Source organism: Candidatus Thiopontia autotrophica (assembly GCA_014384675.1).
Classification (GTDB): Bacteria; Pseudomonadota; Gammaproteobacteria.
In genome coordinates this window covers 1-25,514 of the sequence record JACNFK010000033.1, presented here as the reverse complement: position 1 = coordinate 25,514, position 25,514 = coordinate 1, and the positions used below count along the sequence as shown (strand labels likewise).

Sequence of the window (25,514 nt, the reverse complement as noted above, 5' to 3'; positions counted from 1 at the left end):
GCAGGTCTTTCTTTTTGCGTGCAAAAGTACAGACCTGCCCATTTTGGTGGTTGTTTTTGGTGTTGAGAAGAACTCTCCGGTATGACCAGGGAGATCACCTATGTGGATGGGGGTTACAATACAACGGGTATGGCGACTCACGGGGTTAGACCGGAGCAAGATCTCTGTTGAAGGTGTAGCTCTGCTTACACCTTCAGCAACGCTAACACCTGTTCAACACCCTGCTTTACAAGCGCTTCATCGACTTCACATTTTAAGTCCACCACACCGACACCGACTAACTGGAGTTGTGGAGGGAGATCGTTCAATACATTTCCTAGTGCAACTGTTTCAGCTATACCCAGTGCATGCGTTGAACGCTTCTGTTGAGACAGTTTTAATAACTGCGGCTGATCCAGCACAATCAGTTCGCTCGCCCGATCTGAATCAGTTTGAATGGCATCTACAAGCACCACCTGCTGATAGCCCTCCATCTGCTGTAACAGGGCACTTCCCGGTCGATCGAGCTTACAATACCCTATCTCTGCCTGATCCAGGATATTCTGTAACTGATCAACCACCTGCCAACCAAACCAGTCTGCACCAAACGGGCTTCCAACCCCGATCACTGCCCGCTTCATACCCGCTTCATGCGCAAATCAAGAAAGTGTGTGGCACAGGAGATACAGGGGTCATAGTTTCGGATTACCTGTTCGCCATGCAGCTTGATCGCCTCCGCTGACTGGTCCAGTCCGAACTGGTTGAGTGAGGTCCGCAGATCCGCTTCTATCCGTGCCTGATTCTGACTGGTTGGTGGGACAATTTGTGCAGACTGAATAATCCCTTCCGCATCGATTTGATAGCGATGCCAGAGCATGCCACGTGGCGCACAGGTGGCCCCATAGGCAACGCCCGCTTTGGGTGTAAATGCACTCCATGAATTCGATGGCAGTTGATACTGCTCCAGCAAATAGACACACTCATGAACCATCTGCAATAGCTCTACACCACGCGCCACCACACTATCAAACATATTTTGACTGGGGAAATGGATCTCTAGCGTCTCACACAGTGATTTCACCGCAGGCAGTAACTGTGAATAGTGGAGATTGATGCGCGCCAAGGGGCCCACCAGATAGGGTTCTCCATCCAACAGTGCATGAAATGCGGTGGAGTGTGGCACCTGTAGCTCTTGAAAACGCTCTCCAAACTGCTGGATCGGTAGTTCCAATCCCTGGTTCGAGACGATTGTCTCTCCCATCACCGGATATGCCCCTGTTTCTGTCAGTGCAACTGAGACAAAATCCTGCGCCTCTTGTGGTAGCTCAATTGTCACCAACCAGTGCAGTAGTGCCTCTGCATCCACAATGGCCTGTTTCGCCTCTTCCAATAACGTTGAGACCTCATCAAGGGAAGGAGCATGGTGAAAACCACCCACACGCGCCCCAACCGGATGGACAGAGCGCCCCCCCAGTAGTGCAATGATGCGGTTCCCCAACCCCTGCAGGCGCAATCCTCTTCGCACCTCATCCGGATACTCACTCGCCATCGAGATGGCATGCTCATGTCCGAGAAAATCGGGCGCTGCCAACAGATGAATATGGAGGCTATGGCTCTGTATCCACTCTCCACAGTAGAAGAGACGACGCATCTGTGTAACCCATGGGCTGACTTCGCCCTCAAACAGAGACTCTACCGCCAATACGGCACTCATCTGGTAGGCAACCGGACAGATTCCACAGATCCGCGCCACCATCTCTGGCAACTCTTCTACGGAGCGGCCCTCCAGGAACTTCTCGAAGTAGCGCGGCGGTTCATAGATGCGCAGTGCCAGTGACTCAATTGTCTGGTCTTTGATCACCAGATCCAGTGCGCCCTCCCCCTCCACACGGGCCAGCACTGGAACCTCAATTTTGATGGTCTGCTGCTCATTCATGGCTCTTCTCCAGTGAACGGCGAGGAGTGAATCATCTTAAAACGCCGTTCTATCGCATCGGGCAACAGCCCCAGCCCTTCAAAGCATCGCTCTAAAGAAGTTCTATTAAAATCATGGACAGGACCACTGCAGCCATAACAATCTCTCCCCAACCTCGGACAGATGGCTCCACAACCACCTTGGGTTACCGGCCCCATGCAGGGCTTGCCTTGACTCACAACAGTACAGATTGCCCCACTGCGTTTACAGCTCTGACAGAGCGGCTCGTTCATCTTTCCCGGCACCACACCACGTAGTAGATCACTCAACACAGGCAGCAGTTGTTCACTACGTATGGGGCACCCCCAAAGTTCGAGATCCACTTTGACATGATCTGCGATGGGGGTAGAGGTCGCAAGAGATGCGATCGTCTCCGGGGTAGCATAGAGGCTGGCACACCAATCCTCTTCCTGCAGATTACGCAGGGCCTGAATCCCACCTGAGGTCGCACAAGCCCCTATAGTGATCAGCATTCCACTACGCGCTCGTATCTGTTGAATACGTTGCAGGTCTTCCGGAGTAGAGATACTGCCCTCAACAAAGGTGATATCGGCATCAGCATCTACAGCAACAATCCCCGCCTCTGCAAAATGGACAATCTCAATCTGTGAAGTCAAATCAATCAACCCCTCTCCCATATTGAGAAAGGCAAGCTGACAGCCATCGCAGGAGCTGAACTTGTGAATTGCAACTGTGGGCCTACTGATAGCGGATCTACTCATAGCCCTTTCACCTTCAATGCACCACCAATCTCACTCCAGTTAAAGACCGGACCATCCCTGCAGACGAAATGGCTACCGAGCTGACAGTGACCACAAAAACCATCTCCACACTGCATGTTGCGCTCCAGGCTAAGCCAGATTGAATCCCCGGACATCCCTTGCTGTATTAATGTCTCTGCAGCCGCCGCCATCATCCCCTCCGGCCCACAGAGCATTGCCACAGCATCCGGCAGATCAAACCCCAGCTGATCGAGATGAGCAGTCACCCGACCAGTATGCCATGGCCACGGGGCCGCCTTGTCATGGCTGCAGCAGAGCACCACATCGGTACGCTCCATCTGCTCCCAATGGTGAAAGCGGTCTGGATAGATCAAATCCTGATGGTGGCGTACCCCTTCAATAATCGCCAATCGTCCATACGCTGCACGCTGCTGTTCGACCTCATGAATGGCTGCTACAACGGGGGCACAGCCCAATCCACCGGTCACAACCACCAGATCCTTACTCTTGGCCTGTTCCATCGGCCAGCCTCGTCCATAGGGGCCACGCAGACCAATCTGTTGGCCCGTCTGCAACTGCTCCAGCCCACGGGTGACCCGCCCCACTGCACGAATGGTGTGATTCAACAGGGTTGGATCTTCCCGATCCGAGACGATAGAGATTGCCACCTCACCCACGCCATGCAGGTAGACCATATTAAACTGTCCCGGCTGAAATCGGTATTGTTCTCGTTGCTGTGAATCCACCAGACGCAGCTGCAAGGTAAACACATCACTGCTCTCCTGTCGTCGCTCGATCAGCTCGGCAGCCATCGGCACTCTGGATGGATGAGTATGGCTATTCATCGTTCCCCCCTGCAACAAAACGGGCAGACTCTTCAACTAGGTCAATCCCCACCGGGCACCAGGTGATGCAGCGCCCACAACCGACACAACCACTTTCATCAAATTGATCATGCCACCCTGCCAGTTTATGGGTCATCCACTGTCGATAACGCTCACGCCGCCCTGTACGCACGGGAACACCGTGGAGCTGACTGTGCGCTTCACTGAAACAGGAGTCCCACACCCGCTGATGGGTACTGCTCTGCAGGTCTAAGCTTGGGGCCTCCTCCTCTCGATGACAGAAACAGGTGGGGCAGACAGCCGTGCAGTTTCCACACCCCAGACAACGCTCTGCAATCTGTTTCCAGATCGGGCTCTCCTGCTGATTAGCAAAATGGGGGCGAAAATCATTGGCAGCCATGGCTCGTGTCTGTTGCTCAACCACCTTATGCAACTGCGCTGCAGCCTGCGCTAACTGTTTACTGGAGGCCTGATTCAACGGTAATGCAGCCTGAATTTCGCGCCCCCTCTCGCTACCGGATTGAATTAGAAATCCCGACTCCAACTCATCCAGACGCAGATCAAACCCCTGCTCCGGTTCAGGCCCTGTTGCAGTGGATGCACAGAAACAGCTCTCCGAGGCACGGCTACAGCTGACTGTAATCAAGAGCAGGTTGGAGCGTCGGTGTCGATACCACGGATCTTCTGCACCACTGCGCAGAAAATGGCGATCCATCAATTCGGTGGCGGCAAGATCACAGGCTCGTACCCCAAACAGTGCGATCGGTTTTGAGGCTGCCTCAATAGCACTGAATTGAACATTACCATCGCCACTCTTCTTGGCCTGCCACAGAGGCTCCTCCGGTGGAAACAGGGCCGACTTGATCCCCTGCAGACCACTACTCCAACTGAATCGTTGCGGTGTATGACTGGCGTGGAGACGATAGTGGCCTGGCCGCTGCTCATCCATGACCCCTTGCGGCAGCGTAGTGACTGTTGTTGTCTCGCGATAGAGCACCGCGCCATCTGCAACCATTGGCGCAATCACGGAGTAACCAGACGCCTTAAGTTGATCAAACAGCGCTTCAAGCTGCGCCGCAGGCAGAAACTGTATTGTTGAAGAACCACCCACGCCCTGTTTCATACATCGATCTTATCGTACCCATCACTATTTTCAAGGAGAGTAAGAGCAACGAGAAACTCTACTAAAAAATCGTCTTCATGAAGGCAGTTCCGAAATTCGTACATTTGCTGTGCCAGCATAGCGCTACCCCGTCGCTGTTTTGAGCATTCTAGGGAAACATCCGGTAAGAGCAAAGGTTTAGCTTAAATGACGGTGAACTTCTCCGTCGTCTCGTTGTAACGAACCGCGACATACCAGAGAGTGAGAAGGAGCCCCGTCACCGCATAGGCCGCCGACCAACCACCGAGTAGGTCTGGCAAAAAGGCCTGCTGCCCGACCTTGGTTACTTCAATAAGATCGAGATTCATTTCGGCGGTCATCAGGTCCCATTTTTTGACCACGGTGCCAAAAGTCGCACCGCTCCAGGCAAAGAAGAAGACAACGACCCAGAGTTTGAGGTGCCCTTCGCCCATGCGCCACAGGGACCCGGAAGCGCAGCCGCCCGCCAGAATCATACCGATGCCGAAAATTACCCCACCTAGCCCAGAACCGAGCCAGAAGGTTGCCGGGATGGCGAGATAGGGGTCGAGTTGGCCGCGCTGGAACAGGATGGAGGCCAGCAGGGCGCCTACTGCGATAGCCAGGATAGTCGCTTTGGTCATCGCCCCTTCGCCGGTCATCAGAGGCTCGCGGATGGCACGGGAAAAGCAGAACCGCGAGCGGTGGAGAATGAACCCGAGGGCGAAGCCGCAGAGGATGACGATGCCGCGCTGGACCAGCATCTTTTCGCCAGATAGATACCAGGAGGACGCCCAGGCGATGATCAGCAGGAACACCAAAACGCCGACGAACGGATAAATCCGGGTTAGCGACCGGGACGCCCCGCGGGGCATGGGGGCATCATTTCCCCAGGTTATCGCCTCGAGCGACCAGAGCAGGATTTTCAGGCCGATAAAGGCGCCGATCAACAGTCCTGCCCCCATGGTCCAACCGGCGGGTGAGGAGAAGATCAACGGCGTAAAGAAACCGCCAACCGTGCAACCCCCGGCCAGGGTGGCACCGATGCCCATGAGAATGCCACCGACAGCGCCGCGAAAATACTCGGCCTTGGGTGCCCGGTTGATGCGAAACTGGCGGGACAGCAGGGCGGCGGTGAAGGCACCAAGCACCAGGGTGATATCGAGCAGGGAGATACGATGCATCAGCGGGTCTTCGAGCTTGGGCGAAGCATTGAGCAGGGCATTCAGCCCAACCAGCTCATTGAACCAGTTGCCCCACAGGTGTAACCCACCGTAAACACTCCAGAAGAGACCACTGGTCATCAGGGCAACTACCACTGCGATCAAAGCCAAGGCCCCGAAATAGGGAGACCATTCCTCAACAAAGGCCTTGTTGAGGTCGTCTCGCAATCCGCTAATCCAGCTGTCCTGCATACCCTAAACTCCTACTGGCACCGCGACGGGGTGTCCGAATCCTTAGCTCCATGGAGATAGAATTCGACCACGTGCCCGGTCATCACATCGTCGGGTATCGGCAGAAACTTGGCGGCCGCCTTGTTGGTGTCCTTAATGCTGCCCCGGTAGGCTTGGCTGGCATAATATTTGGCCGAGCCGTTGGTTTTTCCCGTCTTGTCATGGGCGTCAGCCTTGAAGTAGGCCTTCCATTCGGCCTGGGTGCGATCGACCGGCGACACCACCTTCCCGTCATCGACTCGATGGCAGGCATTACAGACTAAACGATTGTAGACCCGTCCAATTTTCCAGTTGGCGCCGGCGGCCCAGGCATCGGCTGCTATTAGCAGCGCCAGGCCAGCTAGCGAAAAGTCAAAAAAGAAGCTCTTGGGTTTCATTGCGTTCTTCATTCCTCCCTTTAGAGTGGATTTGGCAAGGGCGGCGAAAATATTCAGCCGCTCCGCCGATTAGCCTCTATTGGACTGTTTTGAGCGTGTAAGTGCCACCATCGGCGTACTCGATTTCCGCATCCAGGTAGTAGACCTGCGTGATGTCTTCGCGGAGCAACTTGACGATGTCGTAGGCCTCGCCACTACGCGCCCCCGTGGCACAGATGAAGATAATCGGCTTGTTGGTCGGCAATGTACCGAGTTTGCCTTCCAGTTCCTCCACCGGGATGTTGACTGCCGTCGGGAAATGGGTTTTGCCGTATTCACCGGCATCGCGGACATCTACCAGAAAGACACTTTCAGGCGCCTTTGCGATAATCTCCTTAAACGATGCGAAGGTAATGGTGCCGCCTTCGGGGCCAACCACCAGATTGGCGATCATCGGCTTGGCCGCGCTACCTTTCGTGCCACCGTCAACCTTAGCACCAGGACCGAAGGCCATCTTCCAGGCCGGATAGCCCGCCTGGAACAGCTTGACGTCCGTGTAACCGAGCGCCTTAGCCTTACTCGCCGACTTGACGCTCAACGGGCACTTGAAGCCGCCGCAATAGAACACCAGAGGGGACTTCTTGTCGGCGGGCAACCGATTGGCCATCTTGTCGAAGAAGGTGTTAGGGATATTGATCGCCCCGGGCACGTGGCCCTTGTTGTACTTCTTCTTGGTAGGACGGGCGTCAATCAGGGTGATCTTCTGCTTCTCCATGGCCTTTTTAACCCAAGGTGCCGCCACCGAGATGAAATTGCCGTGGCTTTTCCATTCGGGATACCCGGCAGCAAATACCGCAATGTCCGTATAGCCGAGCTTCTCGGCTTTGAACGCCGACTTATGGCTGAGCGGGCATTTGTAGCCGCCGCAGTAGAACACCAGCTTTGTTTTCTTGTCCTTAGGCAGCTTGCCGACCATCTTGTTGAAGAAGGTGTTGGGGATACTGATCGCGCCGGGGATATGGCCCTTGTTATATTTTTTGCGGGCCGGACGGGCATCGATGATCGCCACGTCCTTGCGCACCGGGATGACGGCCAGCTCCTTGAATGCCTTGTAGTCGACGATACTCGGATACTGCTTGAACGCTTTATCGGTCAGCTGAGCTTGGACGCCGCCCAAGGGCAGGGCGACAAGACCAAACAGCAATACCAGCAATCCTAAAGTCCGTTGAATTCTTATCATTCTCTTCACTTCTTTATCGTCGGCGGAAGTATTTTTCGACTCAGCAGTAGAGCACCGACACCCACAACAGCTAACAACAGTAGTAAATGGTCTGCACTACTCAAAAGGTGGATGACACCATCCAACACCCCCCCTACGTGGTCTAAACCCGGATGTGCCTCCACGACAGCAGTCGGGGACAATAGTGCAATCAAGCTAAATATTTTATAAATCCTGTTCATTTTTCTACACCTTTATCTTTATTACTAACCGGTAACCTGAATTTGAACCAGCTCATCCCCATCCGGATCGGTCACATGGACCGCGCAGGCAATACAGGGGTCGAAACTATGGATGGTACGCAAGATCTCCAACGGCTGCTTGGGATCGTGCATGGTGTGACGATCTTCCAGTGCCGCCTCATAAGGCCCCGGCTGATTCTTGTCATCCCTTGGCCCGGCATTCCAAGTGCTGGGCACGACCGCCTGATAGTTATCAATCTTCTGATCCTTGATCACAATCCAGTGGGCCAGTGCACCGCGTGGTGCCTCAGTAAAGCCAACACCGCGTGCCTCACTGGGCCAGTCGGCTGGATCCCACAGCTTCTGATTATGGGTAGCAAGATCGCCCGCCTTGATATTGGCCACCAGAGAACCGTACCAATCCATCATATTGTCGGCAAAGATCTTGGTCTCCAGTGTACGCGCTGCGGTACGCCCTAGGGTGGAGAACATCGCCTCCAGCGGTGCATCCAGTGTCTTCAGGGCATAATTAGCCAGCTCTACCGTCTGCTCATGTCCCTTGGCATACATCACCAATACACGTGCCAGCGGGCCTACCTCCATCACATTACCTTTCCAACGGGGTGATTTTAACCAGGAGTAGGACTTCTCTACATCAAGATGCTCATAGGGTGGTTTGGGTCCACTGTAGTTGAGATTGGTCTCACCGTCATAGGGGTGTAGCCCCTCATTCTTGCCGCCACTATAGTCATACCAGGAGTGGGCCACATACTCACGAATCTGGCTGGAGTCATTCAAGTCAAAGTCATGGATGGTGGAGAGATCTCGATTCATAATTATGCCCGGTGGAACCAGAAAGCTATCGACATCATTATTTCCCTTGGCGGGGAAGTCACCCATCACCATGAAGTTGCCAACCCCCTCACCTCTGGCAAACCAGTCTTTATAGAAGCCGGCTACAGCCAGGGTATCGGGTACATAGACCTGATCCACAAAGGTCTGCATTTTCTCAATTACACCCTTGATGGTCATCAGGCCATCCATATTGAGAGCGGTATTACCGGTATCTTCCGTACTGATCGCAACTGGCGCCCCCCCCACCAGGAAGTTGGGGTGTGGATTTTTACCACCCAGAATGGCGTGAATCTTCACTACATCACGCTGCCACTCCAGTGCCTCCAGATAGTGGGCCACGGCCATCAGGTTGGCTTCTGCCGGTAGTTTATAGGCGGGATGTCCCCAGTAGGCATTGGAGAAGATCCCCAACTGCCCACTCTCTACAAAGCTCTTCACCCGTTTCTGAATATCGGCAAAATATCCAGGAGAGGATTTTGGCCAGCTACTGAGTGACTGTGCCAGCTCCGAGGTCGCTTTGGGATCTGCACTCAGTGCCGAGACCACATCAACCCAGTCCAGTGCATGCAGGTGATAGAAGTGCATCACATGGTCATGCACATACTGGGCTCCGATCATCAGATTTCGGATCAGTTGCGCATTGGCTGGAATCTCCCAGTTGAGTGCATCCTCGACGGCACGCACAGAGGCGATACCATGCACCAGTGTGCAGACACCACATATACGCTGGGTAAAGGCCCAGGCATCTCGCGGATCTCGCCCTTTCAGGATATTCTCAATGCCGCGCACCATCGTTCCTGACGAGTAGGCTGCACCGATTTTGTCGCCATCCATCTGCGCCTCTATACGCAGGTGGCCCTCGATTCGTGTAATTGGATCTACAACAATGCGTTCGCTCATGGGGAACTCCTCATGGATTGTTAACGTTCTCTAAATAATCATTCAATAGTTGATACTGTGCCTCTGTCTCCAGGTCATGAGTATCTTCATCCGATTCCGAGGCGAGACAGGTACGTGCCATCCGACACTGCATCGCCGCTTTCCAGGCTGGGTTCTTTCCAGCAGTACGTACCTGTGGTTCAACAATTGCCTCTGCACCACGCGCCACAAAATACCCCGCCTGGTCATTCCAGTCTCCTTCAGTACCACAACGGGTATGCGCCTCCAGGCTGACACGTTTCGCCGTTTTAAAGGCGCTCTCTAAGTCTCCCTCGCTAGTCGCCGCCTCAACCACCTTTTGCAGACGCCCATCCTCACTCAGGGAGAGTACATTGGTTACAAAACGGGCACCGATAAGGCGCTGCTGTTGCAGACTCAGAGCTTCCAAAGCTTGACGGAATTCCATGTCATTACTGATGGCACTCATGATGCTGGCTCCTCTTCCACCAGATGTTCTGCAACCATCTCTGTTAAGCCAATTACAGGCAGATCCATACCGTTATGTTCCAACCCCTCCTCCAGGGTCAAACGGCAGTTGGCGCAAGCTGTAACCAGTGTATCCACCTTCAATACATCCAGTTGCGATTTTTTACGGTTGAATGCAGCAAACTTGAGCTCTTCAGCACGTTCATTAGCACTGACACCACCACCTCCACTACAGCACCAATTCATTGCACCTGTATCGTTCATCTCAACAAAGTTGCTTGCAACCTGATTCAGCAGACGACGTGGCTCTTCAACAATTCCCCCTTTGCGAGCGATCTGGCAGGGATCATGGTAGGTTAAACGGGCCTCTTCCATCCCTTCGGTACGGATCAGCCCATCCTTGGTAAACTCATCCAGCACCTCAAGAATATGTTTCACCTCAAATTTGTAGGGTCGGCCAATCAGGTTAGGCCCTTCCCAGCGCACTGCAGTATAGGCATGCCCACATTCTGGGCTGATCACTGTTTTGACACCCAACTCTTCGGCTGCATCAACAATACGTGACACAATCACCTTGGCCAGATCGGAGACACCAATCTGGATACCACTGTTGGTTGCCTCAAATGCTGTGGAAGCGATGGTCCAGGTTTTACCAGCCTGTTTCATAATGCGGGCAATGGCCTCCAGATATTCTGGAAAATTCATAATCTCCATTGAAGAGAGCAGCACCATATATTCCGCACCCTGCTGATCCAGCGTCACTTTAAGTCCAGTATCCTCTTCCAGATGGCGAAGCTGCGCCTTCACTGCTGGCAATTTAACCCCCATGGGACTACCAATCTCCACCGCGCGTTGGGTGGCACTAATCAGATCCGGTGGCGCATAACCGGCCGCAGCAAACCCTTCACGGATTTTGCGCACCATGCCGGAAATATCATTACCCACCGGACAGACCACCGAACAGCGTCCACAAAGAGAACAGCCATCATAAACCAGTGTCTCCCACTGTTTGAAGGTGGTTTCGTCAACTGGTTTAGAGAGACCCAGTGCGGATTTCAATTTCCCCAGCACGGTGTACTCCTGCTCCCAGATGCGGCGCATGGGTTCCACTTTGTTAATGGGAGTCTGTTTAGGGTCTTCCGTCTCCGTGTAGAAGAGACACGCCTCGGCACAGAGTCCACAATGGACACAAGAGCTAAAGAAGCTGGCAACCGGCGCATCAATCTGCGCCTTGATAAACTGAATCCCTTTTTGAATCGATGGCTTGCTCATGATGCCACTCCTCGGCGTCCTGCGAGATAGCCTTGGTACCAACGCGCTAGTACAAAGCTGAACATATGGGTCAATTTGGTAAATGGTGCCAGCACCAACAGCAACTCTACACTCAGAATGTGATAAGCCAACATTTGCGTATAGTCGAGCATCAAGTGGTGATAGGCCATATAACCGGTAATCAGTGGCAGCAGTGTAAGCAGCCATGCAAGGTAGTCCCCTACGGTAGAGATATGCTGTAATACAGGGCTATAGAGTCGCATCAACAGTGCCGCAAACAGTGAAAGAATAGTGACTACCGTAACTGCGTCAACCACACTGGAGGAGAGCCCCGCCAAATCCAGCCCAAGCAGCTCAATATGGGGACGATAGAAAAGGATCACTACAAATAGACCGATATGGAGAACATAGCCATTCAGGATGCGTAGCGGCTCACGAGCGAACACTGTTTTGCGTGGCAGGGATCGGCTAAAGATGGTGCGTAATCCGCCACTAAACCCGCTATCACGTGCTACAGACAGGTCAGCCTTTCTTCCCAGACTGAGAATTTCAAACAGCCGCAATAGCATCCCAAACACAAAGATTGCCAACGCCATGTTGAAGGCGGGACCACGTGCCCAGATCAATAGTTCATTGACTTCCATGATCAGGACTCTTTCTTCAGATCTTCAACTGTCATGGTTTCACGCCCCTCCACTGCAGCGCTCTTTTTACTTCGGTTCAGTGCCGCAGCCGCTACACCCACACCGACACCAACGGCAGCTGCCTTGAGTACCGTTTCACCGACACGCCCTTGAGGAACCGAGAGTGCCTCATAGAAACTGCCCGCATCCCAGAAATTGGGCTCCGAACAGCCGAGACAGGGGTGACCAGACTCAATCGGGAAGCTGGTCCCCTCATTCCACTTCATGGTGGCGCAGGCGTTGTGGGTGGTTGGCCCTTTGCAACCCAGCTCATAGAGGCACCACCCTTTACGCGCCCCCTCATCATCAAAGGCTTTAGCAAACAGCCCCTGATCATAGAAGGTTCTGCGATAGCAGCGGTCATGAATACTGTCGCCATAGAAGGCCTTGGGTCGACCCAAATCATCCATCGCAGGTAGACGTCCAAAGGTGAGGAAGTGGGCAATTGCACTGGTCATCACCAGACCGATGGGTGGGCAGCCGGGGATATTCATCACCGGCTTATCTTTCACAATATCGGTCACTGCTACCGCTCCGGTAGGGTTCGGATTCGCCATTGGCAATCCACCATAGGCGGCACAGGTACCCACTGAGATCAGCGCGGCTGCCCCTGCAGCAACCTCTTCCAACATATTGAGATTAGTTCTACCTGCAATGGTTGAGTAGACGCCACCATCTTTAGTCGGGATCGATCCATCAACAATCAGCAGATACTTTCCATAGGCATTTTTCATTGCGACATCACGCGCCTCTTCGGCCTGGTGACCTGCTGCAACCTGTAAGGTATGGTGGTAGTCGAGTGAGATAAAATCAAAAATCAGATTTTCAATGGTTGGGGTATGTGAACGGGTGATCGATTCGGTACAGCCTGTACACTCTTGAAAAGAGAGCCAGATCACCGTTGGCCGTTTTGCTGCAGACAAGGCCTTAGCCATCACATCTGCTGAACCTGCTGGCAGTGCCAATGCGGCTGCCATAGAGCTACAGAACTTCAGAAAGCCACGCCGGCTTACGCCATGTTGTTCCAGGTGATCGGCAAAGGTCTCACTGATTTCGCTACTACTGCGTCTCTTCTGACTCATGACTGACTCCGTAAAAACATTCGTTAATGCTATAAAGCATACACCTCTATCACTCTATAGATATACCTCGTTATAGATATACCTCGAAATTAAATTTTGTCAACCATATTCACACATTTTTAATATGTAAATATACCAGTAAAACAGTCAGTTATTGTTTAGTTTCGACTTTAAACGCTCGAGCGCAGAGAGCACCTCTGAGTGCTGCGGTAGAACAATCGATGGAATATCAATCACTTCAATCTGCTTAACAAGCACTTGGGCCTGCTCATTTCGATGTGTCACATACCAGACACCTGAAAATGCCGTTTCGACCATCTGACTGCTACCCAACACATCCATCGAAATGGTCAGCTCTCCCCTACCCAGAGTCTCTTCAAGCAGTTGATTGTCAGCTGGAGAGAGAGGCAGGCTTTTGAGATCCAGAATGCCCGGCTCTCCCTGCTCAAGCCAACGTTCCAGCAGAGTTACAACCTCACTCAAAATAGAACGCACCATATCTGAACGGTCCTTCTCAACGAGCTTGACCGCAATCTGATCCAGACTACTCATCAGACCACTCCTTCAACAGTTTTTTCACCTGATCAGCTGCCTGCTCAACGCCAGCCTCTACCGCAGGTGTTAAGGTTTCAGACCAATCGACAAAATCCGGTTGCACCCCAACCAGTGCTCTTGGCACCGGCAGATCACTACTAAGCGCAGTGATAGAGAGCAAGTCCAGCAGACTCACCTCATGCACACTGCTCATTTTTCCTGTGCCTATAAAGTGGTCCATCGCCTCATTGACAAAACACTGCACCGCTCCACTCTCTTTCTGCAGATTGGCTGCATCTACTACAATTAACTGATCAGCCTCTGCAATGGGCCCTGCCAGAGTAAAACTCAAGGTTCCTCCATCCATCAGCTCCACATTAGGTGCCAATGCCTCTGTCGCAAGCCGTTCGATCACCCGCACACCCACCCCCTCATCACCCAACAGTGTATTGCCTAAACCTAAAACCAATATTTTTTTCATCATCTTTTCCATTTTCGTGGCGCATACCCACACAATACAGTAGATTAGATCCTGATTTAATCAACCGTTTTACTTTATATTCATTTCACCTACTATTCTCTACATCATGTGCTTCGGAATCCCCATGCAGATCAAAAGTATCGACCGTTTCATCGCCACTTGCGAAGCGAAAGGGTTTGAACGCGAGGTCAATCTGTTTATGCTGCAATACGAAGAGTTGGCTGTAGGGGACTATATTGTGAGCCATCTTGGACAGGCGATCCAGAAAGTGAGCGAGGAAGAGGCTCGTGTAGCCTGGGAGCTGTATGATGAGATGAGTCAGCCACATGCATGAGCTATCCGTCTGTCAATCGATCCTCTCCCAGGTTGAAACCATTGCTCAACAACATCAGGCCACTGCGGTTACACTGATTCAACTGAAAATCGGATCACTTTCCGGGGTTGAAACACCTCTGTTGATCAATGCCTGGACCATCGCCAGTGCCGACACCATTGCTGCAGAGGCTCGACTTGAAATTGAGGAGATGCCGATTACCATATACTGTCCGAGTTGTGACAGAGAGAGTAGCGCAAAGGCCAATCGCATGGTCTGTAGCCACTGCGGAGAGTGGAGAACACAGCTTGTGAGTGGCGATGAGATGCTGCTACAGAGTATAGAGCTAGACAAACCTACGGAGAGAGAGAATGTGTGACACGTGTGGATGCAATATCACCCCGGGCAATGAGCATCTGATTGTCAATGATGGCAAGCTCTCCAAAACCAGCAGTGGCGGTGAAGCGGTAGAAGTTCTACAGGGGGTGCTACATGAGAATGACCATCAGGCGATGCACAACCGCCAACATTTTGACCAGCATCAGCTGCTGGCGATCAACTTGATGTCTTCTCCCGGAAGCGGGAAAACTGCTCTGCTAGAGGCCACCATTGATGCATTGGGGGACGAGTTCAACATTGGTGTCATTGAAGGGGATCTGGAGACCGAAAATGATGCGGACCGTATCCGTAAAAAAGGGGTGCCCGCCTGTCAAATCTCGACGGGGAGCGCCTGCCATCTTGATGCGCACATGGTTCATGATGCACTCCACCAGCTCACACTGGAGGATCTCGACATCCTGTTTATCGAAAATGTGGGTAATCTGGTCTGTCCTGCCAGTTTTGACCTGGGACACCACCGTAATATCACTCTGCTCTCGGTGACCGAAGGGGATGATAAGCCCGCTAAATATCCGGTCATTTTCCGCGCTGCAGACCTGATGTTACTTACCAAAACCGACCTGCTCCCCTATCTGGAAGAGTTTAAGCCAGAACGGGCGGAACAGTACCTGCGAGAACTCTCCAACCCTGCTGAGATGATCTCTCTCTCCGCAAAGAGTGGCGAAGGGTTGGAGCGCTGGCTGAATTGGCTACGCCATACGCTGCAGCACTACCGTAGACATCTTGCTAGCGGAGCCACCTTAACGCCTGCACTGCAGCCGGACGGAGTGGCACTCCATCAGCACACCCATAGCCACGACCATACCCACAGCCACGATCACCACCACTCCTGAGATGAATCTGGAGGGACGCATTGCAATCACCTTATCCCCGACCGAGGATAATGCCCATCACGTCACCATTGACTCTACCCGGCCGGTACATGCTTGTCAGATGTTTCATGGAAAATCTATCGATGAAACACTCAAAGCACTTCCGTTGCTTTTCAGTATTTGTGGTACAGCCCAGGCGGCGGCGGCTGTACGAGCCTGTGAACAGGCGCTTGAACTGTCCCCTTCAACAGAGAGCGAAAAAATTCGGCAACAGTTGATTGCATTGGAAACCATCCGCGAACACCTCTGGAGAACCTTGCTGGGGTGGGGGGATTCACTTGGCGAGCCTCCATCCGAACAGACCATGGCAAGGGTGATGACACTACAACAGCAGATGCGACAGGCATTAACAGGGGACACTTCTCCCTTCCAACTCCAACCTCAACTCTCTCCATCTGATACTGTAGTGGTTTCTACCCTCCAGCAACAGCTTATCGAGATTGTAGAGCACTCATTACTGGGAGTTCCGATCGCACAGTGGGAATCCATAACCAGCCTCGATGATTTTTGGAGCTGGAGCCTACAGCAAGAAACCGTTGCAACCCGCTTTATCCAACAGCTTGAGCGTGCTGGCTGGAGCCATCTCGGAGAGTGTGATAGCTCACCATTACCCTCTCTGGAGGTTGACTTGATCCATCAACTGCTCGATCAAGCTGATTTTGTCGCCCAACCTCTATGGAAAGCTATCCCCAGAGAGACCACCCCATTCAGTCGTACCCAGAGCCCACTATTGGAAATCCTCTACACCCATTACGGAAATGGACTATTAACCCGATCTGTCGCTCGCCTTACAGAGCTACTTCAGCAACTAACACAGCTGCTCAATCCCGCTCCTCCCCCTTCCATAGCCACTTATCACTCCTCTGTAGGGGTCGGTCTCAGCACTGCAGCCCGGGGACAGTTACTGCATCGTGTTGCGGTCGAAAACAGCCAAGTTATCCGTTACCAGATCCTCGCACCAACCGAGTGGAATTTTCACCCACAAGGTGTGGTCTCGCAAGCATTGCGTCAACTAGAGCCAAACACTGCAACAGTAAAGCAGCAGGCTGCTCTGATCATCCATGCAATTGATCCCTGTGTTGGTTATGATTTAACCCTCAACCCGACTGAAACTGAACACTGATGTGCCTCGCTATCCCAACTCAAATTACCACCATCTCTGCTGATCAACAGAGCGCAACGGTCTCAATCGATGGTATCCATAAAGAGATCTCGCTGGCATTGGTAGAGGAGATTGCAGTGGGTGATTATGTTCTGTTACATGTCGGTTATGCCCTCAGCAAAGTGGATACCATCGAAGCCGAAAAGACACTGGCACTATTTGCTGAGATGGGGAATTTAGAAACCATAGAACCACTAAAATGAGATACATTGATGAGTTCCGCTCCGGGGAGCTGGCACAGAAACTTGCCAGTAAAATCCAGCGTGCTGCTGATTCAGGTCGCCACTATAACCTGATGGAGTTTTGTGGAGGTCATACCCACGCTATCTTCCGTTATGGTGTACCGGATTTGATGCCAGAAAATGTACATTTTGTCCATGGACCCGGTTGTCCTGTCTGTGTACTCCCAACGGCACGTATTGATCAAGCACTCTATCTGCTGGAACAGGAAGATGTGATTCTCTGTAGTTATGGTGATCTGTTGCGAGTACCTGCTAGCCATCAAAAAAGTCTGCTCAAAGCAAAAGCTCAAGGGGCCGATGTGCGTATGGTCTACTCGACACAAGATGCCCTGAAAATTGCAAGGGAAAATCCGGAGCGTGAAGTGGTCTTCTTTGCTATCGGTTTTGAGACCACGACCCCACCCACTGCTGTAGCCATTAAACAGGCCGCAATGGAAGGGTTAAAAAACTTCACTGTATTCTGTAACCATGTCCTCACTCCCGCAGCTATTCAAAACATTCTCGAGTCTCCTGAGGTTCGTGAGATTGGCACCGTCTCTATTGACGGTTTCTTTGGCCCCTCTCATGTCAGCGCAATTATCGGCAGTCGTCCCTATGAGTTCTTTGCTGAGGAGTTTCAACGTCCTGTTGTGATTGCCGGTTTTGAGCCACTCGATGTTATGCAGTCGACGCTGATGTTAATACAACAGCTCAATGAGGGACGTTACGAGGTAGAAAACGAGTACCATCGAGTAGTCAGTCGTGACGGAAATATGAAGGCACAAACACTGGTCGCCGAACTGTTTGAGTTGCGTCCTCTGTTTGAGTGGCGTGGCTTGGGGCAGGTCCCCTATAGTGCATTACGAATTAAACAGCCTTTTAATGAATTTGATACGGAACAGCGTTTCAACATCCCGGACATCGAATCCAAAGAGATCAAAGGGTGTGAATGCCCCGCTATTTTACGTGGCGCGAAACGTCCCAGCGATTGCAAACTGTTTGGTACTGTCTGTACTCCAGAAAACCCGATGGGGTCCTGTATGGTCTCTTCTGAAGGGGCCTGCGCCGCCTACTGGAGCTATGGTCGGTTCCGCAACATCTCCCCGGAAACCGCTTCAGAGTGATCTCTCACGACGAGCGCTCGCCTCATCAGCATCCGCTTTAGCCACCAGAGGAAGAGTCACTACCATTTTCATCCCTTGGTGGAATCAGTTTCATTTTTGACAACATAGTACACTTCAACCATAAAGACCTTACTGAGACAACTACATCAATATATGACAATCAACATGACTTCTCATCCCAAACATTACGGCTATAAACTCGACCTGAAAAATGGCTACGTTGATATGACCCACGGTAGTGGTGGTCGGGCCATGGCCCAACTGATTGATGAGCTTTTTGTCCACCACTTTGACAATGAGCTGCTACGACAGGCAAATGATCAGGCTACTTTTCCGGTTCCAGTCGGTCGTATGTCGATCAGTACTGATGGGCATGTGATCTCTCCACTCTTTTTTCCCGGTGGTGATATTGGTTCACTCTCTATTCATGGCACACTCAATGATGTATCCATGTCGGGTGCCAAACCACTCTACCTGGCCGCCGGTTTTATTCTGGAAGAGGGATTTCCTCTCTCGGAGCTGGAACAGATTATTCAATCCATGGGGAAAGCCTCTGCCAAAGCAGGAGTTCCTGTGGTGACTGGAGACACCAAGGTGGTGGAACGAGGCAGTGGAGATGGGATCTTTATTACAACGACAGCAGTTGGCATTGTGCCTGAAGGGGTCAACATTGCAGGAGATCGCGCACAACCGGGCGACAAAATACTACTCAGTGGTACTTTAGGGGATCACGGGGTTGCTATCCTCTCCAGCCGGGAAAATCTTGAGTTTGAGACCACCATTGAATCAGACTCTGCCGCACTACATGGTCTGATTGCCAATCTGGTCGCTGCCGTACCTGACATCCACTGTCTACGTGACCCAACCCGTGGTGGTCTTGCAACCACACTAAATGAGTTGGCCAAACAGTCCGCTGTTGGTATGCGCATTATTGAAAAACAGTTACCGATTCAGCCCGCCGTCAACGCTGCCTGTGAACTACTGGGATTAGACCCGCTCTATGTAGCCAATGAGGGTAAATTGATCTGTATTGCTGCGGCTGAGCATGCCGACAAGCTGCTGACCACAATGCAACAGCACCCTAACGGAAAAGATGCAGCCATTATTGGAGAAGTCATTGAAGATAAGATGGGGTTTGTACAACTAGAGACCAGCTTTGGTGGGAACCGGGTGGTCGACTGGCTGGTTGGAGAGCAGTTGCCAAGAATATGTTAAGGAACCCCGGTTGAAAATTCTGCTTCTGGCGCACAGTTTTAACGGGTTGACACAACGACTCTTTGTCGACCTGCGTGAGGCGGGTTATCAGACCTCTGTTGAGCTGGATATTCACGATGAGATCACAGCTGAGGCGATTTCACTGTTCCAACCCGATCTGCTGATCGCACCATTTCTCAAGCGCAGAATCCCAGAGACCATCTGGAGACAACTCCCCTGTCTTATCCTCCACCCCGGCCCTCCGGGTGACCGTGGCCCTTCAGCACTGGATTGGGCACTACTCAAGCAGGAAAAATTATGGGGCGTCACTCTGCTTCAGGCCAATGCAACACTGGATGGTGGTGATATCTGGGGTTTCGAAACCTTTCCGATGCGTAACACAACCAAGGCGGCGCTCTACCACCAGGAGGTGACTGATGCGGCCTCAAAAGTAACCCTGCAAGCAATCCGACAATTTGAAACCGGCTCTATTTCACCTCAGCCCCAGACCGCTCTTCCAGAGGAACAACGCAGAAATGAACAACCGTTGATGAGTCAGCAAGCGCGCCGAATCGATTGGCAACAGGATAGCCAAGAGAGTGTTTTGCGCAAGATTAACAGTGCAGATGGCTCTCCCGGTCTGCTGGACTCCCTCTTTGGGCATCCACTCTACCTTTATGACGCACAACCGGAAGAGCAACTCAGTGGCTCTCCCGGTGAAATCATCGCCCGTTCTGGCCCGGCGCTCTGTCGCGCCACAGCAGATGGTAAAGGCGTGTGGATTGGCCACCTGAAAGACCAACAGAGCAGCCACCCTTTTAAGCTACCCGCCACTCAACTACTGGCTAATGAACTGAACAGCCACCCACCCCTCGAAGAGGTTCACTATTCATCCGCAATGCAGAGTGGATATCGGGAGATTGTCTATGAAGAGGAGAGTGGTGTCGGCCTGATCCACTTCAACTTTTATAATGGCGCTATGAGCACTGCCCGTTGTCAGCAACTACAGATAGCCCTGCAACAGGCCAAACGGCGCTCTACCCGCGCTATCCTGCTTCTGGGCGGCGAAAACTACTGGTCTAACGGAATGTGTCTCAACCAGATTGAAGCAGCCCAAAGCCCTGCAGATGCCTCCTGGGAGAACATCAACGCGATGGATGATCTAGCCCTGGAGATTCTCCAGAGTGATCACCACCTAATCATAAGTGCAGTACGGGGCAATGCCGCCGCTGGAGGGCTCTTTCTCGCTCGTGCAGCTGATCTCATCTGGGCCAGAAAAGGGGTTATCCTCAACCCCCACTACAAGGACATGGGAAACCTCTATGGTTCTGAATATTGGAGCTATCTACTTCCCAAACATGCCGGTGTAGAGCATGCCCAACAGATCTCTCAGGCTCGACTACCGATGGGAACTGAAGAGGCGTTCCGATTAGGACTTATTGATCAACAATTTGATACCCCACATGACTCTTTCTTAAACAGCTGTAAAAATGAGGTCAAGAAACTGATTAACCAACCCGATTTTGACCGGCAGATGAAACAGAGACGCCAACAACGTATTGAGGACGAACAGACAAAACCGCTCGCCCGTTATCGTGAGACTGAGCTAGAAAAGATGCGGCTGAACTTCTATGGTTTTGACCCCAGCTACCATATTGCACGCTACAACTTTGTTCATAAGATCGCGAAATCGAGAACACCTGCCACCATCGCGTTTCACCGTAGACCGCAGGGGGCCACTCGATCTTGAAACAGCCCCCCCCTATCAATATTGGTCGCTCTGTTTCTGTATCCGGTGTTGTGCAGGGGGTGGGCTTTCGTCCCACGGTCTGGAATTTAGCCAAACAAAACGGACTTACCGGCTCTGTCTGGAACCACGCTTCCGGGGTAACGATTGAGGTTTGGGGAAGAGAGCAGCAGATTGACCATTTTTTACATCAACTACAGCAAGAGCCGCCTCCTCTGGCTATTATTGAACAGATCACAACGACCCCGCTCTCTGGAATTCAACCGGACCTTTTTACCATTGTAGAGAGCCATGGAGGAGCGGTTACAACCCATATTACTGCCGATGCTGCGACCTGCCCTGACTGCACCAAAGATATCTTTGACCCAACCAATCGCCGCTACCGTTACCCTTTTACCAACTGCACCCACTGTGGTCCCCGTCTCTCGATCATTCAGGCAATCCCCTATGATCGTGTCAATACCTCAATGTCAAAATTCACTCTCTGTAAGGCCTGTCAGACTGAGTATGAAGACCCTGCAGATCGTCGCTTTCATGCACAACCCAACTGCTGTGCAGAGTGTGGCCCTCAACTCTGGTTAGAAGATCGATCAGGAATCACTCTCGACGGCGACCCAATTCTCTTGGCTGCAGAGAAAATCCGTGCAGGAGAGGTTGTGGCAATCAAAGGGTTGGGTGGTTTTCATCTGGCCTGTGATGCCACCAGTGAACAGGCGGTTGCACTGTTGCGGGCACGAAAAAAGAGGGTCAATAAAGCCTTTGCGGTGATGGCAAAACATTGCGGCGCGATTGAACGCTACGCAGAGATACCGGAATCCGCGCACAAGCTACTGGAGAGCCGTAGTGCCCCCATTGTCATTCTTGATCAACGAATGGATGAAGACTCTCTTGCATCTTCGCTCGCACCACTGCAGCAGACGGTCGGCTTTATGCTCCCCTACACACCACTCCACCACCTATTAATGGATCAGCTCGACCACCCGATTGTCCTTACCTCAGGAAACCAGAGTTCCGAACCACAATGTATCAGCAACCATTCAGCCCGGCGTCAGCTTGCCGGGATTGCCGACTTCTGGTTGATGCATGACCGGGAGATTATCAATCGAGTTGATGACTCTGTTGTTCTACTCTCGAACAGTAGCAGTGACAGCCGAACCCTCCGCTACGCAAGAGGGATGGCACCGGAATCGATACCGCTTCCGGCTGGTTTTGAAAACAGTCCACCACTGCTGGCAATGGGAGGAGCACTCAAAAACAGTTTTGCACTACTCCGCAATCAGGACATCATCCTCTCGCAATATATCGGAGATCTTGAAAATAGTGCAGCAATCAACGAATACCAACATACCGTCCAGCTCTACCAACAGTTATTCAGCCATTCTCCGCAAGCCATTGTGGTGGACCGCCACCCAGACTATAGCTCTTCCCAATTGGGACGCGCGTGGGCCAGCGAGCAACAACTTCCGCTGATTGAGGTACAGCATCATCATGCACATGTTGCCAGCTGTATGGTCGAAAACAGCATTCCTCTGGACCATCCCCCGATACTCGGAATCACACTGGATGGACTCGGTTATGGTGACTCTGGTGAAATCTGGGGAGGTGAGTTTCTGTTAGCGGGATTTCAGGACTACAGGCGCATCGCATCTTTTACCCAAGTGGCTCTGCCTGGAGGGGACCACGCCAACCGGGAACCGTGGCGAAACAGCCTGGCACACCTGCTCCATTTTTTTGACTGGGAGCAGCTCTCCAACGACTATTCCGGGTTAGAGCTGATCCACTATCTACAGCAGAAACCACTCAAGACCATTCGCCAGATGATCGATCAACAGATCAACTCCCCCTTAAGCTCATCTTGTGGCAGAGTGATCGACGCTGTCGCTGCAGCCATAGGACTAAACAGAGAAATAAATAATTTTGAAGCTGAATCCGCTATTTTACTTGAATCTGTTGCAAGCTCACAATTTGATACACAAATGGATTCTGCCTACCCTCACCAGCACTCTTTTCAAGGCGACCTGCTAACCATTGACTGGCAACCACTTTGGCAGGCTATTCTGGATGATCTGCGCAACCAGACCATGCCGGCCACCATTGCTGCCCGTTTTCACCACGGTTTGATCTCAGCACTTTGTGAAACCACCACTCAACTCGCCAGTAGCTACTCTTTCTCTACAGTGGCACTGGTCGGTGGTGTTTTCCAGAACAGGTTGCTGCTGGAGGGGTGTAAGCAGTCTTTAACTCAAAGAGGCTATACCGTACTTAGTCAATCCAAAATCCCGACCAATGATCAGGGAATCGCTATCGGACAAGCTGCCATTGCTGCTGCACAACAACTTTAAAAAATCAGTGCCGCAGATAATCGACCGTTATAGCAATCAATGTTAGATTTAATCACCAATCATTTAGCAACAAAAAAGTTCTACTCAAATCTTCCATACCAACCAAATATTGAGCCTTTTGAGTCTAAAAATATAGAGCCCCAATGTTTATTTTTGTTGTTTTAATTTTTCTTTAGGTTTATAACCTTTTCCAAGATATCAGGATGATTAAACTCACGTCCACCAATAGCTTTGTAAGCAATCATACCTCTTGGGTTTACTACATAAGTAGTAGGTAACCCAATAACATTCCATTGTTCCATTATTAAAGCATCTGTATCAAATAGAATAGGAAATGTTGGCGAAGGCTCTATGCTATTAATAAACGAAAATACCGTTTCAATATCTTCACCAATATTTACAGCTAAAACAACAATATCTTTATCTTTTGTTTCTAAATATAGTTTTTCTAGTGAGGTCATTTCTCGACGACAAGGTGGACACCATGTGGCCCAAAAATTAATAACAATGGTCTGACCCTTCATTGCCTTTATATCAGTCAACTCCTCATCCATATTTTGTAATTTTAAGGCAGTAGCTGATATTTGTGTTTTTACAGCCGTCAGATTATGCGTCAAAGGGGGTTCTTTTGCTTGACTATTACAAGTTATTGCGAACAATAATAAAATTATTGATTGATATAACTTAATGTGCCTCTTATTTAGCACAATGAACCTCTTTTAATTTTAGTTTATAAGGTATTCCTTTCATATCCCAATAAACCATTAGGTCAAACGTACTCCCAGCAGGCATATTTATAGACAGCATGCCTTGATTCCAGTCTCCATTGGGTTCATATTCTTGTTCCTCTGGAAACTGGGCAAGACGAAAAGCAATTAAGGCTGAAGGAGTTACTTTTTTTCCCTTAAACAAAGAGAGCCATTCAGAACTTTTTTTAATCGCCTGTTCATTTTCTTTATTTTTTACTTTCCAATAACTACGAATAAAGTGAATACGGCTTAATGCTTTGTCATTACGCATTATTGCAGTATAAACACATGTTTTTGTATAAGGTTTTATTTGATCCATGGTGAAACCACGACCAATATAAAAAGCATCAACTTGGTCAGGATGCAACTGCTTTAGTGAAACAGTAACACCATGCTGAGATTTTTCCCAAGTGTTGGGCCTATTAATATTTTCACTTTCTTCAGCCAAGCAAAAACCAAGAAAAAAGATGGCAAAAATTGATATTACTGATTTTACCTTATTCATGACATATGACCACTTATTACCACAAGAATTTACTGTTAACTGAACTTTTTAAGCTAACGGTATAGGTGAGTTGCGCGGGGGACATAACTGAAAATACACGAAGCCACGAAACTCCAACCCACCACACAGCTTAAAAGAACCAAAAGCCCCCCACGTCAACTCGACCCATTTGTTAACTATGTTTAGCGACTAATGCCAACCTAACTCGACAACCAAGCTTCTGCTTCCACTTTTTGGTCTCTATTAAAAGCCTTAATTTCTAGACCTGGGTACAAAGCCCCCTCAAATTCACTTACTTTCTTTAACCAAGTCTTATCAGTCAATACCGCTGCGCGGTCAAATTTTTTCATAAGCCCAAACATTTCAGGAAGACGAGAAAATTCAATTCCAATTGCACCAAATGACGGAAGATGAAAGTCGATAATTTCATATAGCATTTTGCCATTTTCAATGTTCTTCGACTTGCTGACAAGATCGTCTAATGCAATTTTCATATCTTCAGCATTCAACTTTCCACTCAGCTCGATATCTAAACGATTTATACCGTTTGGTATTACTTTAAACATAAACACTCCTATTAATGGGTAACTTTGATAACTAACGTTTGAAATAACGCGACGCGCTTTTTGCGGTCGCCGTTAATTGACTTGTTGTACGGAGCCGCTAACGCGGAGAAACAGCCACAACAGAAAGCCACCCCAT

28 protein-coding genes are annotated in these 25,514 nt (G+C 50.9%); 9 read left to right on the top strand and 19 right to left on the bottom strand.

Features of this window, described 5'->3' with window-relative positions:
- Nucleotides 1–185: 185 nt before the first annotated feature.
- The 16 genes from H8D24_06545 to H8D24_06470 all read right to left on the bottom strand — a co-directional run bounded on the left by H8D24_06545 (nucleotide 186) and on the right by H8D24_06470 (nucleotide 14,187).
- Entirely contained in the window at nucleotides 186–620 is a 435-nt protein-coding gene (locus H8D24_06545; protein ID MBC8520046.1) for a hydrogenase maturation protease, read from the bottom strand.
- Complete coding sequence (locus H8D24_06540; protein MBC8520045.1) at nucleotides 617–1,915, bottom strand: Ni/Fe hydrogenase subunit alpha; 1,299 nt, start codon at nucleotides 1,913–1,915, stop codon at nucleotides 617–619. Before H8D24_06540 ends, H8D24_06545 begins: the two co-directional genes overlap by 4 nt.
- Complete coding sequence (locus tag H8D24_06535) at nucleotides 1,912–2,676, bottom strand: sulfhydrogenase subunit delta (protein ID MBC8520044.1); 765 nt, start codon at nucleotides 2,674–2,676, stop codon at nucleotides 1,912–1,914. Before H8D24_06535 ends, H8D24_06540 begins: the two co-directional genes overlap by 4 nt.
- A complete protein-coding gene (locus tag H8D24_06530) occupies nucleotides 2,673–3,521 on the bottom strand; it encodes an FAD/NAD(P)-binding protein (GenBank protein ID MBC8520043.1) in 849 nt (282 codons plus the stop codon). Before H8D24_06530 ends, H8D24_06535 begins: the two co-directional genes overlap by 4 nt.
- Entirely contained in the window at nucleotides 3,514–4,644 is a 1,131-nt protein-coding gene (locus tag H8D24_06525; protein ID MBC8520042.1) for a 4Fe-4S dicluster domain-containing protein, read from the bottom strand. Before H8D24_06525 ends, H8D24_06530 begins: the two co-directional genes overlap by 8 nt.
- 182 nt (nucleotides 4,645–4,826) lie before the next feature.
- A complete protein-coding gene (locus H8D24_06520) occupies nucleotides 4,827–6,056 on the bottom strand; it encodes a YeeE/YedE family protein (GenBank protein MBC8520041.1) in 1,230 nt (409 codons plus the stop codon).
- 11 nt (nucleotides 6,057–6,067) lie between these two features.
- Nucleotides 6,068–6,484, bottom strand: coding sequence for a hypothetical protein (locus H8D24_06515; GenBank protein ID MBC8520040.1), 417 nt, complete (start codon nucleotides 6,482–6,484; stop codon nucleotides 6,068–6,070).
- A 64-nt stretch (nucleotides 6,485–6,548) separates the two neighbouring features.
- The gene (locus tag H8D24_06510) at nucleotides 6,549–7,691 is read right to left on the bottom strand and encodes a rhodanese-like domain-containing protein (GenBank protein MBC8520039.1); all 1,143 of its coding nucleotides are present in this window, start codon (nucleotides 7,689–7,691) and stop codon (nucleotides 6,549–6,551) included.
- Between the two features lie 5 nt (nucleotides 7,692–7,696).
- Entirely contained in the window at nucleotides 7,697–7,885 is a 189-nt protein-coding gene (locus tag H8D24_06505; GenBank protein ID MBC8520038.1) for a HupE/UreJ family protein, read from the bottom strand.
- A 51-nt stretch (nucleotides 7,886–7,936) separates the two neighbouring features.
- Nucleotides 7,937–9,667, bottom strand: coding sequence for a nickel-dependent hydrogenase large subunit (locus H8D24_06500; protein MBC8520037.1), 1,731 nt, complete (start codon nucleotides 9,665–9,667; stop codon nucleotides 7,937–7,939).
- A 10-nt stretch (nucleotides 9,668–9,677) separates the two neighbouring features.
- Nucleotides 9,678–10,133, bottom strand: coding sequence for a hypothetical protein (locus H8D24_06495; protein MBC8520036.1), 456 nt, complete (start codon nucleotides 10,131–10,133; stop codon nucleotides 9,678–9,680).
- Nucleotides 10,130–11,404, bottom strand: a complete 1,275-nt coding sequence (locus H8D24_06490; protein ID MBC8520035.1) for a (Fe-S)-binding protein — start codon at nucleotides 11,402–11,404, stop codon at nucleotides 10,130–10,132. Before H8D24_06490 ends, H8D24_06495 begins: the two co-directional genes overlap by 4 nt.
- Nucleotides 11,401–12,048 (bottom strand): hypothetical protein, encoded by a 648-nt coding sequence (locus H8D24_06485; GenBank protein ID MBC8520034.1) that lies wholly within the window; start codon nucleotides 12,046–12,048, stop codon nucleotides 11,401–11,403. Before H8D24_06485 ends, H8D24_06490 begins: the two co-directional genes overlap by 4 nt.
- A gap of 2 nt (nucleotides 12,049–12,050) precedes the next feature.
- The gene (locus H8D24_06480; GenBank protein MBC8520033.1) at nucleotides 12,051–13,169 is read right to left on the bottom strand and encodes a hydrogenase small subunit; all 1,119 of its coding nucleotides are present in this window, start codon (nucleotides 13,167–13,169) and stop codon (nucleotides 12,051–12,053) included.
- 147 nt (nucleotides 13,170–13,316) lie between these two features.
- Nucleotides 13,317–13,721, bottom strand: coding sequence for a hypothetical protein (locus H8D24_06475; GenBank protein MBC8520032.1), 405 nt, complete (start codon nucleotides 13,719–13,721; stop codon nucleotides 13,317–13,319).
- Nucleotides 13,714–14,187, bottom strand: a complete 474-nt coding sequence (locus tag H8D24_06470; GenBank protein ID MBC8520031.1) for a HyaD/HybD family hydrogenase maturation endopeptidase — start codon at nucleotides 14,185–14,187, stop codon at nucleotides 13,714–13,716. The genes H8D24_06475 and H8D24_06470 overlap by 8 nt, the downstream gene beginning before the upstream one ends.
- Before the next feature lie 103 nt (nucleotides 14,188–14,290).
- Between H8D24_06470 and H8D24_06465 the strand changes: the two genes are divergently transcribed.
- From H8D24_06465 to hypF, 9 genes are all read left to right on the top strand, one after another.
- Entirely contained in the window at nucleotides 14,291–14,518 is a 228-nt protein-coding gene (locus H8D24_06465; GenBank protein MBC8520030.1) for a HypC/HybG/HupF family hydrogenase formation chaperone, read from the top strand.
- Nucleotides 14,511–14,876 (top strand): hydrogenase maturation nickel metallochaperone HypA, encoded by a 366-nt coding sequence (gene hypA, locus H8D24_06460; GenBank protein MBC8520029.1) that lies wholly within the window; start codon nucleotides 14,511–14,513, stop codon nucleotides 14,874–14,876. The genes H8D24_06465 and hypA overlap by 8 nt, the downstream gene beginning before the upstream one ends.
- Nucleotides 14,869–15,729: a hydrogenase nickel incorporation protein HypB gene (gene hypB / locus H8D24_06455; GenBank protein ID MBC8520028.1), complete on the top strand. Its 861-nt coding sequence runs from the start codon at nucleotides 14,869–14,871 to the stop codon at nucleotides 15,727–15,729. The genes hypA and hypB overlap by 8 nt, the downstream gene beginning before the upstream one ends.
- A gap of 1 nt (nucleotide 15,730) precedes the next feature.
- On the top strand, nucleotides 15,731–16,891 hold the full coding sequence (locus tag H8D24_06450; protein MBC8520027.1) for a nickel-dependent hydrogenase large subunit: 1,161 nt from the start codon (nucleotides 15,731–15,733) through the stop codon (nucleotides 16,889–16,891).
- Nucleotides 16,891–17,133, top strand: coding sequence for a HypC/HybG/HupF family hydrogenase formation chaperone (locus H8D24_06445; GenBank protein ID MBC8520026.1), 243 nt, complete (start codon nucleotides 16,891–16,893; stop codon nucleotides 17,131–17,133). The genes H8D24_06450 and H8D24_06445 overlap by 1 nt, the downstream gene beginning before the upstream one ends.
- Nucleotides 17,130–18,275 carry a hydrogenase formation protein HypD gene (hypD, locus tag H8D24_06440; GenBank protein ID MBC8520025.1) on the top strand — a complete coding sequence of 382 codons (1,146 nt, stop codon included), beginning with the start codon at nucleotides 17,130–17,132 and terminating at the stop codon, nucleotides 18,273–18,275. The genes H8D24_06445 and hypD overlap by 4 nt, the downstream gene beginning before the upstream one ends.
- A gap of 153 nt (nucleotides 18,276–18,428) precedes the next feature.
- Nucleotides 18,429–19,490, top strand: coding sequence for a hydrogenase expression/formation protein HypE (gene hypE, locus H8D24_06435; protein MBC8520024.1), 1,062 nt, complete (start codon nucleotides 18,429–18,431; stop codon nucleotides 19,488–19,490).
- Nucleotides 19,491–19,500: 10 nt separating this feature from the next.
- On the top strand, nucleotides 19,501–21,219 hold the full coding sequence (locus H8D24_06430) for a hydrogenase maturation protein (GenBank protein ID MBC8520023.1): 1,719 nt from the start codon (nucleotides 19,501–19,503) through the stop codon (nucleotides 21,217–21,219).
- 20 nt (nucleotides 21,220–21,239) lie between these two features.
- Nucleotides 21,240–23,558: a carbamoyltransferase HypF gene (gene hypF, locus H8D24_06425; protein ID MBC8520022.1), complete on the top strand. Its 2,319-nt coding sequence runs from the start codon at nucleotides 21,240–21,242 to the stop codon at nucleotides 23,556–23,558.
- Between the two features lie 161 nt (nucleotides 23,559–23,719).
- On the opposite strand, the gene H8D24_06420 is transcribed toward hypF, so the two are convergent.
- The 3 genes from H8D24_06420 to H8D24_06410 form a co-directional block, all read right to left on the bottom strand.
- Complete coding sequence (locus tag H8D24_06420; GenBank protein MBC8520021.1) at nucleotides 23,720–24,112, bottom strand: TlpA family protein disulfide reductase; 393 nt, start codon at nucleotides 24,110–24,112, stop codon at nucleotides 23,720–23,722.
- Nucleotides 24,113–24,254: 142 nt separating this feature from the next.
- The gene (locus tag H8D24_06415) at nucleotides 24,255–24,812 is read right to left on the bottom strand and encodes a hypothetical protein (protein MBC8520020.1); all 558 of its coding nucleotides are present in this window, start codon (nucleotides 24,810–24,812) and stop codon (nucleotides 24,255–24,257) included.
- Nucleotides 24,813–25,012: 200 nt separating this feature from the next.
- On the bottom strand, nucleotides 25,013–25,378 hold the full coding sequence (locus H8D24_06410) for an STAS/SEC14 domain-containing protein (protein ID MBC8520019.1): 366 nt from the start codon (nucleotides 25,376–25,378) through the stop codon (nucleotides 25,013–25,015).
- Between the last annotated feature and the right edge of the window lie 136 nt (nucleotides 25,379–25,514).

Coding starts and splice junctions, on each gene's coding strand:
- H8D24_06545 (MBC8520046.1), bottom strand. CDS start 620: ATGAAGCGGGCAGTGATCGGGGTTGGAAGCCCGTTTGGTGCAGACTGG.
- H8D24_06540 (MBC8520045.1), bottom strand. CDS start 1,915: ATGAATGAGCAGCAGACCATCAAAATTGAGGTTCCAGTGCTGGCCCGT.
- H8D24_06535 (MBC8520044.1), bottom strand. CDS start 2,676: ATGAGTAGATCCGCTATCAGTAGGCCCACAGTTGCAATTCACAAGTTC.
- H8D24_06530 (MBC8520043.1), bottom strand. CDS start 3,521: ATGAATAGCCATACTCATCCATCCAGAGTGCCGATGGCTGCCGAGCTG.
- H8D24_06525 (MBC8520042.1), bottom strand. CDS start 4,644: ATGAAACAGGGCGTGGGTGGTTCTTCAACAATACAGTTTCTGCCTGCG.
- H8D24_06520 (MBC8520041.1), bottom strand. CDS start 6,056: ATGCAGGACAGCTGGATTAGCGGATTGCGAGACGACCTCAACAAGGCC.
- H8D24_06515 (MBC8520040.1), bottom strand. CDS start 6,484: ATGAAGAACGCAATGAAACCCAAGAGCTTCTTTTTTGACTTTTCGCTA.
- H8D24_06510 (MBC8520039.1), bottom strand. CDS start 7,691: ATGATAAGAATTCAACGGACTTTAGGATTGCTGGTATTGCTGTTTGGT.
- H8D24_06500 (MBC8520037.1), bottom strand. CDS start 9,667: ATGAGCGAACGCATTGTTGTAGATCCAATTACACGAATCGAGGGCCAC.
- H8D24_06495 (MBC8520036.1), bottom strand. CDS start 10,133: ATGAGTGCCATCAGTAATGACATGGAATTCCGTCAAGCTTTGGAAGCT.
- H8D24_06490 (MBC8520035.1), bottom strand. CDS start 11,404: ATGAGCAAGCCATCGATTCAAAAAGGGATTCAGTTTATCAAGGCGCAG.
- H8D24_06485 (MBC8520034.1), bottom strand. CDS start 12,048: ATGGAAGTCAATGAACTATTGATCTGGGCACGTGGTCCCGCCTTCAAC.
- H8D24_06480 (MBC8520033.1), bottom strand. CDS start 13,169: ATGAGTCAGAAGAGACGCAGTAGTAGCGAAATCAGTGAGACCTTTGCC.
- H8D24_06475 (MBC8520032.1), bottom strand. CDS start 13,721: ATGAGTAGTCTGGATCAGATTGCGGTCAAGCTCGTTGAGAAGGACCGT.
- H8D24_06470 (MBC8520031.1), bottom strand. CDS start 14,187: ATGATGAAAAAAATATTGGTTTTAGGTTTAGGCAATACACTGTTGGGT.
- H8D24_06465 (MBC8520030.1), top strand. CDS start 14,291: ATGTGCTTCGGAATCCCCATGCAGATCAAAAGTATCGACCGTTTCATC.
- hypA (MBC8520029.1), top strand. CDS start 14,511: ATGCATGAGCTATCCGTCTGTCAATCGATCCTCTCCCAGGTTGAAACC.
- hypB (MBC8520028.1), top strand. CDS start 14,869: ATGTGTGACACGTGTGGATGCAATATCACCCCGGGCAATGAGCATCTG.
- H8D24_06450 (MBC8520027.1), top strand. CDS start 15,731: ATGAATCTGGAGGGACGCATTGCAATCACCTTATCCCCGACCGAGGAT.
- H8D24_06445 (MBC8520026.1), top strand. CDS start 16,891: ATGTGCCTCGCTATCCCAACTCAAATTACCACCATCTCTGCTGATCAA.
- hypD (MBC8520025.1), top strand. CDS start 17,130: ATGAGATACATTGATGAGTTCCGCTCCGGGGAGCTGGCACAGAAACTT.
- hypE (MBC8520024.1), top strand. CDS start 18,429: ATGACAATCAACATGACTTCTCATCCCAAACATTACGGCTATAAACTC.
- H8D24_06420 (MBC8520021.1), bottom strand. CDS start 24,112: ATGGATGAGGAGTTGACTGATATAAAGGCAATGAAGGGTCAGACCATT.
- H8D24_06415 (MBC8520020.1), bottom strand. CDS start 24,812: ATGAATAAGGTAAAATCAGTAATATCAATTTTTGCCATCTTTTTTCTT.
- H8D24_06410 (MBC8520019.1), bottom strand. CDS start 25,378: ATGTTTAAAGTAATACCAAACGGTATAAATCGTTTAGATATCGAGCTG.